Origin of the sequence: Methylomonas rapida, assembly GCF_024360925.2 — a bacterium.
In the GTDB taxonomy this organism is placed as follows: domain Bacteria; phylum Pseudomonadota; class Gammaproteobacteria; order Methylococcales; family Methylomonadaceae; genus Methylomonas; species Methylomonas rapida.
Genome location: NZ_CP113517.1, coordinates 222739 through 236441 on the forward strand (window position 1 = coordinate 222739; position 13703 = coordinate 236441).

The window sequence follows — 13703 nt, forward strand, 5'->3', positions numbered from 1 at the left end:
GCCATGGATAATACCTTGCACAACCCTTATCAGCAGCCGTCCTATTTCCAGTTGAGAACTTCTTATGATTGGTTATGGGCCGGGTTGGTTTTTGCCGGCGCGGCTTATGTATTTGCCCAATATCACGCGCTGATGGATGGCTATGAGTTGGCGATTTTGGCTGGCGTAGCGCCCTTGCTGGCTTGGTTGGGCTGGAGTTGGCCGGCATTGCAGCGTTTCAGTCTGATCGTTGCTGCGTTTAGTTTGTTGGCCATTACGCAGTACGGTGCTGATTTGGCCGTTGGCGAGGCCAAGTTTTTATTGAAATATCTGTTTGCCAGCCAATCGGCCATCATGTGGATGAGCGCCTTGTATGTGATGGCGACGGTGACGTATTTCGGCTTTTTGTTTTCCGGACGCGAATTCGTCGGCAAAGTCGGGTCGGCCCTGACCTGGAGCGCCACGGTAATGGGCTTGACGGGCTTGATGGTGCGCTGGCGCGAGTCGTATCTGATGGGTGCCGACATCGGCCATATTCCAGTCAGTAATTTGTACGAAGTGTTCATTCTGTTTTCCATCATCACGGCCTTGCTTTATCTGCATTACGAACAACATTACAAAACCCGTAGCCTGGGAGCTTTCGTATTGCTGGTGATCAGTGCCGCCATAGGGTTTTTGTTGTGGTACACCTTCGATAGGCATGCCGAAGGCATACAACCCCTGGTGCCGGCGCTGAACAGTTATTGGATGAAAATACACGTGCCGGCCAATTTCGTCGGTTACGGCGCCTTTTCGTTGGCGGCGATGATAGGCGTGGTGTATGTGCTGAAAAGCCGCGCCGGTAACGGCCCCATCATGGCGCGGCTGCCGGATTTGAGATTGCTGGACGATCTGATGTACAAGGCCATTGCGCTGGGCTTTGCATTCTTCACGTTAGCGACTATTCTAGGCGCCTTGTGGGCTGCGGAGGCGTGGGGCGGGTACTGGTCTTGGGACCCCAAGGAAACCTGGGCGTTGATCGTATGGCTGAATTATGCGGCCTGGCTGCACATGCGCCTGACCAAAGGCTGGAACGGCAAGCCGATGGCGTGGTGGGCCATCATCGGTTTTTTTGTCACCTTGTTTGCGTTTTTGGGCGTGAACATGTTTTTATCTGGATTACATTCTTACGGAGAACTCTGATGTTGAAAAAAATCGCATTTTTGGCGTTGTTTTGCTTGACTGGACTGGCTCGGGCCGAAGGCGGTTACGAAAACGTAACTCCCGTGCAACCCGTGCAGAATCCGGACAAAATCGAAGTCATCGAGTTTTTCTGGTACGGTTGTCCGCATTGCTATAGCCTGGAACCTTCCGTGGCCGCATGGCTGAAAACCAAGCCGGCCAATGTCGAATTCATTCGTCAGCCCGCGGTATTCAGCGAGTTATGGGGCAAACACGCCAAAGCCTTTTTCACGGCGGAAGCCTTGGGCGTCAGTGAAAAGGTTCATGCCGATTTTTTCGACGCGATCCAGAACAAAAAACAAAAATTGACCTCTGAAGATGAACTGGCCAAATTTTTTGCCGCGCATGGGGTCAAGGACGACGATTTTCGCGCGGCCTACAATTCATTTTTGGTCGACGCCAAAATGCGCCAGGCGGAAACCATGGGGCCGCGTTACGGCATCACCGGCGTACCCGCCATCATCGTCAACGGCAAGTATCGGGTGACGGCGACCACCGCCAAGTCGCAAGACAACATGCTGAAAGTGACCAGCGACCTGATCCAGCAAGAAAGCGCAGCCAAATAAGCGCTGTAGTTCCAGCTTTTGCCGGCAACGAGCAAATCGTTGCCGGAATCTCTAGGGCCGATAGTCTATAATCGATACCCTGTCAGTCTCTATTTGAAATATCGAGGTTTCATGGGGTTATCGAAATTCAAGGACGGCGGTCCGCAGTATTGGAAAGAAAAATATTTCAAGTTGCTGGATAGTCAGGAACAATTTGAAAAAGAGCAAAAAGTCACTCAGGATTTGCTGGGTAAAGCCATCGTTCGTCTATCCCAGGTCACCAAAGGTTTCGATACCTCACTCGATCCTTACCTAGCGCGGATTCGCGAGGTACTAAAAGCCGATCTCAAAAATCAACAACTGCAAAAGGAATTGCAAGCCTTTTCCGACGCCATGATGTCCATGGATGTTGCGCCAAGCAATGCCGATGCGTCGCTGTTATTTGCTTTCCTGCAAAAGTTTTATCCCGATCGAAAGGATGAGCTGAAATCTGTTCAGACGCAATACGAGCAAGGCCAGATGCTCGATAGCCAAAGCCTGTTTCTGTCGTTGGCGCAATTACTGGATCAAACCGTTACCGCCGAAGATGAATTTGCCGCGCAACAAGCCTTGCGAGATTGCAAGGTCATTGGCCTGGGCATGCTTGGAATCTTGGAAAATGTCGATCTGCCCGATGCTTTTGCCGAGGACGCCGAGCAACTAAAACTTCGCCTGTTGAGTGGACAGGCTGTGGGGGCGGTGTTTGACGATGCGTCCAAGTTGCTATTGGAGGTCAAGGAGCATATTAAGGCGGAAAAGCAGGAAATGGCCGACTTTCTGTCGACTCTGACCGAGGCCCTCACTGATTTGGGCTTGAAAGCTTCCGGGGTCAATGCGGCTCACGAAGATGCGCAAAAAAAACGCGATAACCTGGACCGGGATGTCGCGGCGCAAATGGCTGACTTGCAGAGCAAATCCGCGAATGCCACTCAACTGGAGCCGCTGAAACAGTTGATCGGCATGAGGTTGCAGAGTATCAGCCAGCAGATTCAGCAGCATAACCTAAAAGATCAGGGCGAAAGAGAAAAGAATCAGCGTGAATTGAAGGCGTTGATGCAAAGAATCAAAGAAATGGAGCGGGAAACCGTTGAACTGAAATCTCGCCTGGATGCGGCTCAGCAAAAGGCAACATACGATTCTTTGACAGGCTTGCCCAATCGACAGGCCCTAGATGATAGATTGGCCGAGGAAATTGCCCGCGCCAAACGTTACGGCAAACCTTTGTCGATAGCAGTATGGGATATCGATTTTTTCAAGAATATCAACGATACCTTTGGTCATAAGTCCGGCGACAAAGCCTTGATAATCATCGCCAAATTATTATCGAAATTTTGCCGGGAAACCGATTTCGTCGCCCGTTTTGGCGGCGAAGAGTTCGTGACCTTGCTGCCGGAAACGGAAGCCAAAAATGCGTTGTTGGTGGTCGATAAACTGCGCGCCATCGTTGAACGCAGCGGCTTCAAGGCGAATGGGGAAAACGTTTCTATCACCCTCTCGTGCGGTTTGACGCAATATGTCGAAGGTGATACCAACGAATCGCTCTTCGTGCGCGCCGACGGTGCGCTGTATCAAGCAAAACAGGGCGGGCGTAACCAGTGCGTTCTCGTATAGAAGAAGTAATGGCTATAGGGATATAGAGCATGACGAGCGCGGAGCCTTCGCAGTCGGATCAGGAAAAACTGCTTTATAAGCTGGTTATTCAGTTTTTGATTTTTTGCCAGGGCGGTCACAAATTATTGGAGCCGCATTTATTGCAGATCAGTAAGCGACTGAAAGCAGGCGCAGGTTTGAATGAATTGACGCCCGAACTGGATGCCATTTCCAAAACCTTGCTGCATATCTCCAAGCAGGGCGAGCAAGGCGGCCTCGAATCCTTGTTCAAGCAGCAGCACGATTACTTGATTCAGCGCATCGATGATTTATTGGAGCATGCACCAGTCCCGATGCGCTTTCAGCAGCAAAAAGCAGCCCTGAAACAACGCGTCAAAACGGGCGCCGGCGATTCGTCCTTCAATAAGGTCATCGATTCGGCAATCGCGTTATTGCTGGACATTAAGGATTATGCCGTTTCGGAGCGGAAAGACATTGATGGCTTCTTGTCTGGCTTGGGCGTGCAACTGGGCGAGATCGAACAGCAGGCGGAAATGGTTGGGCAATCCACGCGCTTGTCGCTCGATCATCGCGATCGACTGAATCTGGAAATCAATCGCCAGGTCGATGGCATCAAGGATGATGCGCGTCGAGCCGACGAACTGGTTGCGTTAAAAGCCATGACCAGCGAGCATCTCGATAACTTGATGCTGCAGTTGCTGTCGCACAAGCAAGTCGAAGACGAGCGGCAGTTACGGGCCGAGCAACAAATCGCCAGCATGACGGCGAAGCTGCAAGCCTTGGAATCCGAAACAGAGGCTTTACGGGTCAAGCTCAAACTGGAGCATGACCGCGCCCTATCCGATGCGCTGACCGGATTACCCAACAGGCTGGCCTATAAGGATAGGGTAGAAATGGAAGCAAACCGCTGGATGCGCTATCGGGCGCCGTTGTCGCTAGCGATTTGGGATATCGATTTTTTCAAATGCATCAATGACAATTATGGGCATAAGGCTGGCGACAAGACCTTGGCCTTGGTTGGACAGTTGTTATTGAATAATTGCCGGGCAACTGATTTCGTGGCGCGTTACGGCGGCGAGGAATTCGTCATGTTGATGCCGAATACCCAGGCCGGTCAAGCCCTCGAGATGGCGGAAAACGTTCGCGACATGATAGAGCATTGCGGCTTCAACCATAACGGGGAGAGCATCAATTTGACGCTTAGTTGTGGTATCAGCGAATTTACCGCAGACGATCATGTTGACGATGTGTTTGTGCGCGCCGACCAAGCGCTTTATCGAGCCAAGCAAGCCGGACGCAATCGTTGCGAAGTCTATCGGCATGATCGGGATGGCTTGCCTGGCTAGGGCCTAGCGACCAGAGAATTCGACGATGTTGGTCCAGCGTCCATGCTGTGGCGCTGATAAGCAGCTATCGAATACATTGATGGCTTCATCGCAGCTGATGATTTCCTGCCTGCTTTCGAGCATGAAATGGGCCAGGTTCTGGATGCATTTCCAGTGCCTTGCGTCAACGATGAATTTATAGGCTTCGGACAATAGCTCGGTCAGTTTTTTGGTGCGATGGGTCTTTGATGTGATGAAGTGTTCCAGATAGCTTTGCGCTCTTTCGAGGTCGCTATGGCCGCCATAGTGGCGCAAGGCATCCAGGCTCATCAGTTGCCGATTGAAAATTTCGCCGTCACGCTGTGCAATATATTTGGCTTCGGATAATGGGCCTACCAACAAGTTGACGACGTCGGCTTCGTAAGCGCGCTGGCAACTGTGTTGTCCGGTTTCTGCCAGGCTGGACAGGCTTTCAATGACGGCAATCGGCAGGTTATGGATTAGATTGCCGTCGACGACTTTGGCAACAAAGTCCTCATTTGCGTTCGCGGGTCTTTTTACCTGAATTTCAAAGAACACTGGTGGAAGGTGTTTTTGTCGATTCAGAATATGTATTGCTGCGGCATGGCCGGCTTCGTGAAAAGCGGTACGGCAATGCAGTTCATCCGGATGAGCCAGGATGGGGGCGGCAATTTGATAATTTCTTTCCATAAACAGCCTCGTCCAAAAAAAGATGCGGCATCAAAGCCGCATTGAGGAAGGATATTAAAACTCTTTACCCTTAGGAGAGGGAGCGCATACAAGAGTTGCACACAGTCTAATCAAGCAATTTGGCTTTGCAAATGTGACAAATTGCCGCGCACCAAATTGTCAAGGATTAATTTTTGTTGCGGTTTTGCTCCAGAACGGTACGGAAAGCAGCAGTAGACAGCCTAGCCAGCTTACAAGCTGTTGATTGTACAGGGTATATCCTAGGGCGATGGGTAAGCCTTCCGCAAGACTGGGATGGGCTTGGATAAAGTCTCTGCCTAGCATGAAGGCGTAGGTTTCGCCGACAATCATTGCTACCGCGGCAAAACTCAGAAAATAGGCAAACAGGCGGTCATGAGATGCATGGACGGTTCCGCCGCTTAAGCTAGCGAAATTCAAAAATTCCGTTGTTAGGCGACCTTGGCGTAGCCACTGGCAAATGACAAGTCCTATGATGCCGCACACGGGGAGGGCGAATTGTTCTATTGGAAAGCTTAGATAGCGGCCGTTGACGGCTAGGCCATAGGTTTTGTAAAGTGCCAGCAGTACAAAAAACAGATAGGCGCGTCTGAGCCATTTTGCCAGTCCTTCGGCATCCATATCGCCGTTTAACATATGCTGGTAGCGGCGTAGCAAAAGCGTGCCGAGCCCCGCGTTGGCGGCAACGATAAAAATGGTATAAGCCCTTTGTAACGGGCTGTAACTGGTGTACCAAAGAAAATCCGCCAGCTCTATCAGGCAGATGCTAAAGATTTGTGCCAATCCCAGAAATACTAGCGTTCGGGTTGGTGAATAATCCAGCAAGTTCTTGAAAGCCGCCACCACGATCAGCAGCCATAAAGCAATGGCCGCGCCGAAGTGGATGGACCAGTCGGGGTTTTCCTGCACCGGGCCCGTGAGCGGGAAAACCGGCTTTCTATCGGCGGATAACAAGCCCCAGTTGGCGCCCACGACGCCTTCCAGGTTGCTTTTCCAGGGCTGGTCAAATGCTTCGACGATGTTGTAGTCGAAGCCGTGCCGGTTGACGACCTGGATCATGTCGCGAATGAATCTGGCTTCGTTGACCACGCTCGGAATGGCCATGCCCCGTTGCCGGCCCGCGCTAGGCCAGCCAGATTCGCCGATCAATATCGGCTTGCCGGGCGCGATGCCCCGCGCTTCGTCTTCCACTTGTTTGACGATTTTTTCCAGATGCTCCGGGGCGTTTTCGACCGAAATCGGTTCGTCTTCCCAGTAAGGCAGGATATGGATCGTGATGAAATCCACTTCCTTGATCAATTGCGGATATTTCATGTACATCGACCAGACGTCGGCATAGGACACCGGTTGTTTTACCGAACGTTTCACTTCGCGGATGTAGTTGATCAATTTATCCACGGGCAAGTCGCCGCGTAATAGCACTTCATTGCCGACGATGACGCGTTTGACGACATCGGGATTTTCGTTGGCCGATTTGATCAACGCGGCCACTTCATTTTTATTGTCGATATAGCCGTATCCCAGCCAGCAGCCCTGGATCATGCTGATACCGTATTTACGGGCCAGTGCCGGCGTGTCCTCCATGCTGCCGCCAAGGCTGGAGTACGTGCGAATGCTATGCGTCTTGTCGGCCAATAAGCTCAGGTCTTCCTCGACATGTTCTCGGGGAGGAAAGACTTTTTCCAGAGGACTGAAGCCTTCTCGAAACGGCGCGAAGGATAGACTCATCAATTTGCCCGACGGCACATCGGCGCCGACATCTTGCGGTTGATTGAGCCACCAGGCAAGAGCGCCGTGAACTAAAACGATAAATAACGAACAAAGCAATAATCTGGATAAGCGCATAAAATGTAGTAAATGATCGGATGGGCTGGATAGCGAGCATTCAGGAATTATAACGATTTTCGCATGGCTAAGCTTTCGCCCTATCCAATCGGTTCGATAAAAGGCATTTTCGAAATAATTTCTGTACTTTACCTATGGGTTCTGGTTACAGTATCCAGATTTGCTGATATTGGACTCAGTTGTTTTGCCATCCAACAAATCGTCGTCAATTTTTATGAGGCTTTCTATGCATAAAAAAGTTCTTCCCATTTTGTGTGGAGCCATGCTGCTGCCTATGTCGTCCCTGGTCACGGCAGCTACCAACAAGCTACCTGCTTCCAGTAGCGTCAAGATGGGAGCAGTAGAAGAAGTTTGCTCTGATTTCGTAGATCCCAAATGGCGCGATGCGCAAGTAATCGATGGTGTGGAGATTCAGGAATCAAGAATGTGCAACCCTGACAATCCCGCCGATATTGCCGCATTCGTCAAGGGTACCAACAATATTTCGATGGCCACGCTGATGCAAACTCAGTTGGCGGCCGACGCCATCACCGTCGGCAATGACATGGATGGGGACGGCGATCCTGATCACTACATCATCAAACTGGAAATTGCCGAGCTGAACGGTCATTCGCCGGACATGCGCGAACCCACCACGACGTTCGACATCGCGCCCGGCATACAGCCGACTTTTTGGGTGTTTGCGCCCAAAACCCGCGATATGTCGACCCTGAGTTTGTACGAGCCTATCGCTAATCCACTGCTACGCGCCCCGTCTCCGGTAATTCGGGTAGAGCAGGGCGATATAGTCTGGCTGGTGTTGGAAAACAGTCATTATCTGCCGCACTCGATTCACTTGCACGGTATCGATCATCCTTTCATGGATCATAGCGGCGAAGGCAATGACGGCGTCGGACAAACCAGTTCGATGGACGTGATGCCGGGCAGCAGCAAAACCTATGTGATCAAGCCCCGCCAGCCAGGCACCATGTATTACCACTGCCACGTGCAGCCGCACGTGCATATTCCGATGGGCTTGCAAGGCATTTTCGTGGTCGAGGAAAATCGGCCGAATAACTGGGTGCAGGTATTCAACGTCGGTGCCGGCCAAGTCAGACACCCTTCGGTGGCCGTCAAAGAAAAATATGATTACGAATACGACATGCACTATCAATCGGCGGACAAAGAGCTGCATTTGATGGCGCGTTCCGCCAACGATCCGCGCTTGATCGGCAAACGTTTGAACCTGGAATACGACATTACCGATTCCACCCCTGATTATTTCATGTTGAACGGTCGCTCCTTCCCTTATACCTTGAGGGAATCCTTGATCATCATGGAAGAAAACAAGAAGGCCAAGATCAGGATCCTAAATGGTCATGAAGAAGCCTTTGCAATGCACATTCACGGCCATAAGCCGATGGCGACCCATTACGACGGCGTCGACAATGGCCCTTCCAGTTATATCAAGCGTGACGTGCATGGCATGGTGCCGGCGCAGCGGCTGGATTTGGAGTTGAGCGGCGTGGATGACGGTCTTAACAGTTTTGGCCAAGGTGTCTGGATGTTCCATGATCACGTCGAAAAATCCTTTACCACCGATGGCATAGGCGAGGGCGGCGACATCAGTCTGGTGGTTTACAAAAACTTCTTGAACGAGAAAGGCATCCCGGAAGTGCATGGCATGAGTCTGGCGCCTTATTTCACCAAGGAATTCTGGCAACGCAAATATCCAGCATGGCAGGACTACGATGCGTGGAAAAGCCTGGGCTTGCCCGAAATCAAGGCCACCAAGGAAAAAGCCTTTGTTCCGGCGGCTCCTGCCGCCAAACCGACAGCCGCTGGCACTGACACTCAGGCAGCCGCGAATAAGTCTTCCTTCATCGGCCAGCTGCTTTACGGTTTCGCATTGGGTTTGCTGGGATACGTTGCCTACCTGAAGCGAGAAAAAATTAAGGGCCTGTTCGGTAAATAGCCGGTCAAGCTCCTTCCCAAGCAGAAAAACCCGCGCCGGCTCGGCTGGTGCGGGTTTTTTATTGTCGACGACAAATCATCGTGTCAAATAAGGCTTTCCGCTACTGCGATGAGTCCCAGCCACAAACCCAGGGTCGCATAAACCAGGCGAATGGCGCGCATAATATCGCTGTTTTCCGGCGTGCGTTGACCGCCAAACCAAGGCTTGTTTTTCAATTGGCCGTGGTAGCGGGCGGGACCGCCCAGTTCCAGATTCAAGGCGCCGGCTCCCGCGGCCATGACCGGACCGGCATTGGGGCTATCGAGTAAATGCGCCTGATGTCTCCAGGCAAACAACCCCTGTCGGTAATCGCCGAGGGCGGCATAGCTCACAGCGGTCAAGCGTGCCGGCAGCCAATTCAAGACATCGTCCAAACGCGCCGCTGCCCAGCCAAAGTTCTGGTAGCGCTGGTTTTTATAGCCCCACATCGCATCGAGGGTGTTGGCCAGTCGATGCAGCAATATGCCGAATGGGCCCAGTAACACAAACCAAACCAGCGGCGCGAAGATCGCGTCGGCGCCATTTTCCAAAACCGATTCGATCGTTGCCCGGCGCACATCAAGTACGGTCATCTGTTCGCATTCGCGGCTGACAATCTTGCTGACTTGGCTGCGTGCCAGCGGCAAGTCGTCGGTCGCCAAGGCTGTATGGACGGCTTGCGCATGTTGTTGCAGGCTGCGGGCGGCGATGCAGAAATAAACGAGCAAAACATCGATCATATCGTGCAAGATTGGCTCATTCGGCAGGTAAAACAACCCGGCGAGGCAAGGGATCAGGACGCAGGATAGGGCCAGAACACCGGCGATTTTCTGGCCGACGGCGGAATGGTTCGTGTGGAGCAGGCCTTTCTCAACCGCTGTTGCCCATTTGCCGAAGGCAACCAAGGGATGATAAAGGGGGCGTGGTTCGCCGAGGCAATAATCGAGCGTGACGGCCAGCGCTAGGGTAAGCGTGAGGGACATGCAATAAAGAGCGGTTTGAATGAGAAAAGCAGACGAGGCGGGGAATGTACAGCGCTGTAGAGGGGACCTGAATCCCCTCTGTTGCGATAAAAGGCGTTAAATGGCTTCCTGGCGGGTTTTGGCAGGCAAAAATGATTTTGCGGCGCTCACCAAAGCAAAAATGACAACGCCATAGATCAGCGTGTGGGTCAAGTAAGGCGGATAGTACATCGCGACGCGTTCGATGTATTGGACCCAGGAGCCTTCAGGATAACGGCCAGATAACCAATAGAAACTGCCGTTGGAAAACAGGAAGGCGATGGAGGTCGACACGACCAAGGCCATGAACTGCTGTCCGGCGCTGACCAAGCTCAGGTGAGCAAATTGCCGGCACCATTTGCCACCCAGCCACATGGCGCCGTAACTGGCGATCAAAAATACATAGGCCTTGGATACGCAAAAATCGCTGACGCCGAGCTTGGTGATGGCCAGATAATCGATCAGACCGGCTTCCAGCAATAGCATGGCGAACAAATAGCGTCCACCCAGCCATAAGCCGGCGCAGAAGAATATCGCCAGCGAGGCATCGGGCAACGCGAACGGCGTGCCGAAATGATGAAAACGGGTGGCGGCCATCAGCGCCATCAAGGCGACGGCGCCGGGTTTAACTGCTAAAGTGGGTTTGTGGGTCATGTCATACTCCGAGGTTCAGTTGTTGTAGTGTATGGTAAAGAAAAAATTGCGTCCGGCATTATTATACGTATCGACGGTTTGATAATCCTTATCCAGCAGATTATTCAGCTTGGCGCTGAGCGTCCAGTATTTGTCGATATGATAAGCCGTGCGTAGATCGAAGGTCACGAATCCGTCCACTTCGTTGAGATTGGTTCTGTCATCGAAGCGACTGCCTTGCGCCAATATATGGGCGCCGACATCGAAAGCGTCGAACGAGCGTGACACGTCGTACGACAGGGTTTGCTCGGCGCGCCGTGCCAGGCGTAGATTGGTGACCCTATCTCTCGGGCTCAGCATCGCCATGTTCAGGCTATTGCGCCAGCCCAGGATTTGACCTGATATTTCCGCTTCCATGCCGTCTATTTGTGCCTTGTTGATATTTTCCACCGGAAAAATCGCAATCAGATCGTCGATGTCGGTATGGTAAGCGCGTAATTGCCAGTTTGCCCAATCATGGTTACCGGCAATGCCGGCTTCGAAGCTGGTGGATTTTTCCGCTTTCAGATTCGGATTGCCGTAGTTGGGAAAATATAGCTGGTTAAACGTCGGGGCCTTGAACGCGTTACCGAAGCTGGCAAAGGCGCTGAGTCCGTAGTGCCAGTTGTAACGCCAACCAAAATTGCCAGTGACGCTGTCGCCAAAGGCCTCGTTTTCGTCCCAGCGCAGCGAGGCATTCAGGAAATGATTATCGAAAACCCGGCTATGCAATTCGCCGAATACACCGACGTCGTAGCGCGACGATTCATTGTAACGGGTCGAGCTTTGGACTTCGTCGACCCGGTAATCGGTGCCTAGCGTCGCGCGGTGGTTGTCGGTCAAGGTGATATTGTTCAGCCAAGTCGCATTCCAGCGCGTGGTGTTGAAGCGGCTATAAAAATCCCCGTTGGGGCGAAAGTTATCTGCCTCGTCCTGCGTTTGTCCAAAACGCAACGTGGAACGCCAATTGTCCATGACATCGAAACTGGCCGAAGTACCGATCATCTGATTGACGAAGTCGGTTTTATTCGGGGTGCCGTCGAATTCGGTTTTGCCGAACGAGCGCAAGAAGAACGCTTCAACTTCGGTGTTGTTGTCGAAGCGATGGCCGGCGCGCGCGTTCAAGCCGGTATTGTAATAGCCGTCGCGGTCCGGTTCGTCGACAGGAAAAAAACCGTAAGTCGGTTGGCGGGCGTCGAAACCCTGGCTGTTCAGATGGGAGGCGCCCAGCGTGTACCAGCTGTTTCGCCATTTGCCGCTGACCGTGCCCGAGGTGGTAAAGGTATCGTAAGAACCCGCGCCGGTTTCGAAGCTGATGCTGGGTTGGTCGGTTTGCGCGCCTTTGCGGGTGAAAATCTGGATCACGCCGCCGATGGCCTCAGAGCCGTATAAGCTGGATTGAGGGCCACGGATGATTTCGATGCGTTCGATTTGGTCGATCGGGATGAATTGAAACGCCGCCTGCCCGGAGGTCACCGAGCCGGCCTTGATCCCGTCGATCAGCACCAGTATATGATCGGAGTTGGTGCCTCGCATGAATACGCTGGTTTCCTTGCCGTAACCGCCGTTTTCGGTAATATCGATGCCGGGTGCGGTTTTCAATAATTCCGGTAAGGTCCTGACTTGCAATTGTTCGATGTCCTGGCGAGTGAATATCGTGGTTGCCGTCGCTAATTCATCGGTCGCCGTTTCGCTGCGGGTTGCCGTTACCAAGGTGTCTGGTAGATTGGCGGCTTCGTCGTTCCTGGCCGCTTGTGCCGATGTCGACGCGCCGACGAGCGCCAGCACCAAGGGGGTGAAGAATGGTTTTTGCATGTTGTCCTCTGCGCCCACCGCGCATTCAGGTAAATAAACGACAGAGGAAAAATGGCGCACGAAAAAGACGGAGACAGGCTCTGACCATTCCGTAAACAGCCCTCCGCTGTCTCGAATGATCTTCCGGGCCAGTCTCCGGGCTCATAAGTGGTTTTGGCCTGAATCGCGGCCTTCCCATGCAAGATACACAGTGGCGTTTTCGCGATTCTTTTACTTATCTACCGTTGCGGGGGCAGCGTCGGCTTGGGCTGTTTTTGGTAAAAAGCCGTACCGACTTCCTGTTTAAGCTGAGTCGATGGTCTGACTCAGGCACCAGAAAGAGGGGGCGATTGTAGGCAGTTCAATCGGATCCTGCAAGCATCATTGCCTTGGGCGTTGCAATTAGTTTTTTCCGTGCTATAAATGCTCTATCGATTTTCACCATAGACGAAAAAACAGGCGGCAACATGGATATTCAATCTAAACAGCTAGGCGCGCAGGACATCGATTCCGATAGCATCATCACTTTCCCACTTGGCCTGCCAGGCTTTGAGGATCAAAAGCGCTTTAGATTATTTGGCGAAGAAGGCAACGAAATCGTTTATCGCCTGCAATCCGTGGATGATGAGAACTTGATTTTTTCGGTCGCGCATCCGGCCCATTTTCACATCAATTACGACTTTGTCCTGACCGATGACGAAGAAGCCTTGTTGCAGCTACAAAGCGTCGATGACGTACTCATTCTGATTTTGCTGCACAAGGAGGACAATGACGTCGAAGGCGGCAAGCCTACCGTCAAAGGATCCATCAAGTCGCCGCTGGTCATCAATACCGAACGGCGTATCGGCTTGCAGAAAGTATTGGCGACGATAGAACAAAGCATCACGCTGACCGAAAGAGTCAGTGAAATCGCCGTTTCGGAAGCTTGAGCGGAAAATCGGCCGCCGCGATGAGCGGCGGTTGCGGAAAT

The 13703-nt window shown here is 52.3% G+C and carries 11 protein-coding genes and 1 riboswitch; of the genes, 6 read left to right on the forward strand and 5 right to left on the reverse strand.

From position 1 onward, the window contains the following. Positions 1-3 precede the first annotated feature (3 nt). The 4 genes from ccsB (at position 4) to NM686_RS01040 (ending at position 4741) form a co-directional block, all read left to right on the forward strand. On the forward strand, positions 4-1161 hold the full coding sequence (gene ccsB, locus NM686_RS01025; protein ID WP_255190089.1) for a c-type cytochrome biogenesis protein CcsB: 1158 nt from the start codon (positions 4-6) through the stop codon (positions 1159-1161). Next, positions 1161-1766 (forward strand): thiol:disulfide interchange protein DsbA/DsbL, encoded by a 606-nt coding sequence (locus NM686_RS01030; RefSeq protein WP_255190090.1) that lies wholly within the window; start codon positions 1161-1163, stop codon positions 1764-1766. Before ccsB ends, NM686_RS01030 begins: the two co-directional genes overlap by 1 nt. 111 nt (positions 1767-1877) lie before the next feature. After that, positions 1878-3395, forward strand: a complete 1518-nt coding sequence (locus tag NM686_RS01035; protein ID WP_255190091.1) for a GGDEF domain-containing protein — start codon at positions 1878-1880, stop codon at positions 3393-3395. 29 nt (positions 3396-3424) lie between these two features. Beyond that, a complete protein-coding gene (locus NM686_RS01040; protein WP_255190092.1) occupies positions 3425-4741 on the forward strand; it encodes a GGDEF domain-containing protein in 1317 nt (438 codons plus the stop codon). A gap of 3 nt (positions 4742-4744) precedes the next feature. On the opposite strand, the gene NM686_RS01045 is transcribed toward NM686_RS01040, so the two are convergent. Both NM686_RS01045 and NM686_RS01050 read right to left on the reverse strand, forming a co-directional pair. After that, a complete protein-coding gene (locus NM686_RS01045; protein ID WP_255190093.1) occupies positions 4745-5431 on the reverse strand; it encodes a hypothetical protein in 687 nt (228 codons plus the stop codon). A 159-nt stretch (positions 5432-5590) separates the two neighbouring features. After that, complete coding sequence (locus NM686_RS01050) at positions 5591-7177, reverse strand: glycoside hydrolase family 17 protein (RefSeq protein WP_329959158.1); 1587 nt, start codon at positions 7175-7177, stop codon at positions 5591-5593. 343 nt (positions 7178-7520) lie between these two features. Here NM686_RS01050 and NM686_RS01055 point away from each other — a divergent pair, with 343 nt between their 5' ends. Next, positions 7521-9248 (forward strand): multicopper oxidase domain-containing protein, encoded by a 1728-nt coding sequence (locus NM686_RS01055; protein ID WP_255190095.1) that lies wholly within the window; start codon positions 7521-7523, stop codon positions 9246-9248. 83 nt (positions 9249-9331) lie between these two features. On the opposite strand, the gene cbiB is transcribed toward NM686_RS01055, so the two are convergent. From cbiB to NM686_RS01070, 3 genes are all read right to left on the reverse strand, one after another. Beyond that, a complete protein-coding gene (cbiB, locus tag NM686_RS01060; protein WP_255190096.1) occupies positions 9332-10249 on the reverse strand; it encodes an adenosylcobinamide-phosphate synthase CbiB in 918 nt (305 codons plus the stop codon). Positions 10250-10345: 96 nt separating this feature from the next. Beyond that, positions 10346-10921, reverse strand: a complete 576-nt coding sequence (locus tag NM686_RS01065) for a hypothetical protein (protein WP_255190097.1) — start codon at positions 10919-10921, stop codon at positions 10346-10348. A gap of 15 nt (positions 10922-10936) precedes the next feature. Next, positions 10937-12754: a TonB-dependent receptor domain-containing protein gene (locus tag NM686_RS01070; protein ID WP_255190098.1), complete on the reverse strand. Its 1818-nt coding sequence runs from the start codon at positions 12752-12754 to the stop codon at positions 10937-10939. Positions 12755-12863: 109 nt separating this feature from the next. Further along, positions 12864-13086, reverse strand: a riboswitch (cobalamin riboswitch). Positions 13087-13200: 114 nt separating this feature from the next. On the opposite strand from NM686_RS01070, the gene fliW reads away from it, so the two are divergent. Beyond that, a complete protein-coding gene (gene fliW, locus NM686_RS01075; RefSeq protein WP_255190099.1) occupies positions 13201-13662 on the forward strand; it encodes a flagellar assembly protein FliW in 462 nt (153 codons plus the stop codon). The last annotated feature ends 41 nt before the right edge of the window (positions 13663-13703 follow it).

Excerpts from the sequence above, each read along its gene's own strand:
- ccsB (WP_255190089.1), top strand. The coding sequence starts at position 4 with ATGGATAATACCTTGCACAACCCTTATCAGCAGCCGTCCTATTTCCAG.
- NM686_RS01035 (WP_255190091.1), top strand. The coding sequence starts at position 1,878 with ATGGGGTTATCGAAATTCAAGGACGGCGGTCCGCAGTATTGGAAAGAA.
- NM686_RS01070 (WP_255190098.1), bottom strand. The coding sequence starts at position 12,754 with ATGCAAAAACCATTCTTCACCCCCTTGGTGCTGGCGCTCGTCGGCGCG.
- NM686_RS01050 (WP_329959158.1), bottom strand. The coding sequence starts at position 7,177 with ATGAGTCTATCCTTCGCGCCGTTTCGAGAAGGCTTCAGTCCTCTGGAA.
- fliW (WP_255190099.1), top strand. The coding sequence starts at position 13,201 with ATGGATATTCAATCTAAACAGCTAGGCGCGCAGGACATCGATTCCGAT.
- NM686_RS01045 (WP_255190093.1), bottom strand. The coding sequence starts at position 5,431 with ATGGAAAGAAATTATCAAATTGCCGCCCCCATCCTGGCTCATCCGGAT.
- cbiB (WP_255190096.1), bottom strand. The coding sequence starts at position 10,249 with ATGTCCCTCACGCTTACCCTAGCGCTGGCCGTCACGCTCGATTATTGC.
- NM686_RS01030 (WP_255190090.1), top strand. The coding sequence starts at position 1,161 with ATGTTGAAAAAAATCGCATTTTTGGCGTTGTTTTGCTTGACTGGACTG.
- NM686_RS01040 (WP_255190092.1), top strand. The coding sequence starts at position 3,425 with ATGACGAGCGCGGAGCCTTCGCAGTCGGATCAGGAAAAACTGCTTTAT.
- NM686_RS01065 (WP_255190097.1), bottom strand. The coding sequence starts at position 10,921 with ATGACCCACAAACCCACTTTAGCAGTTAAACCCGGCGCCGTCGCCTTG.
- NM686_RS01055 (WP_255190095.1), top strand. The coding sequence starts at position 7,521 with ATGCATAAAAAAGTTCTTCCCATTTTGTGTGGAGCCATGCTGCTGCCT.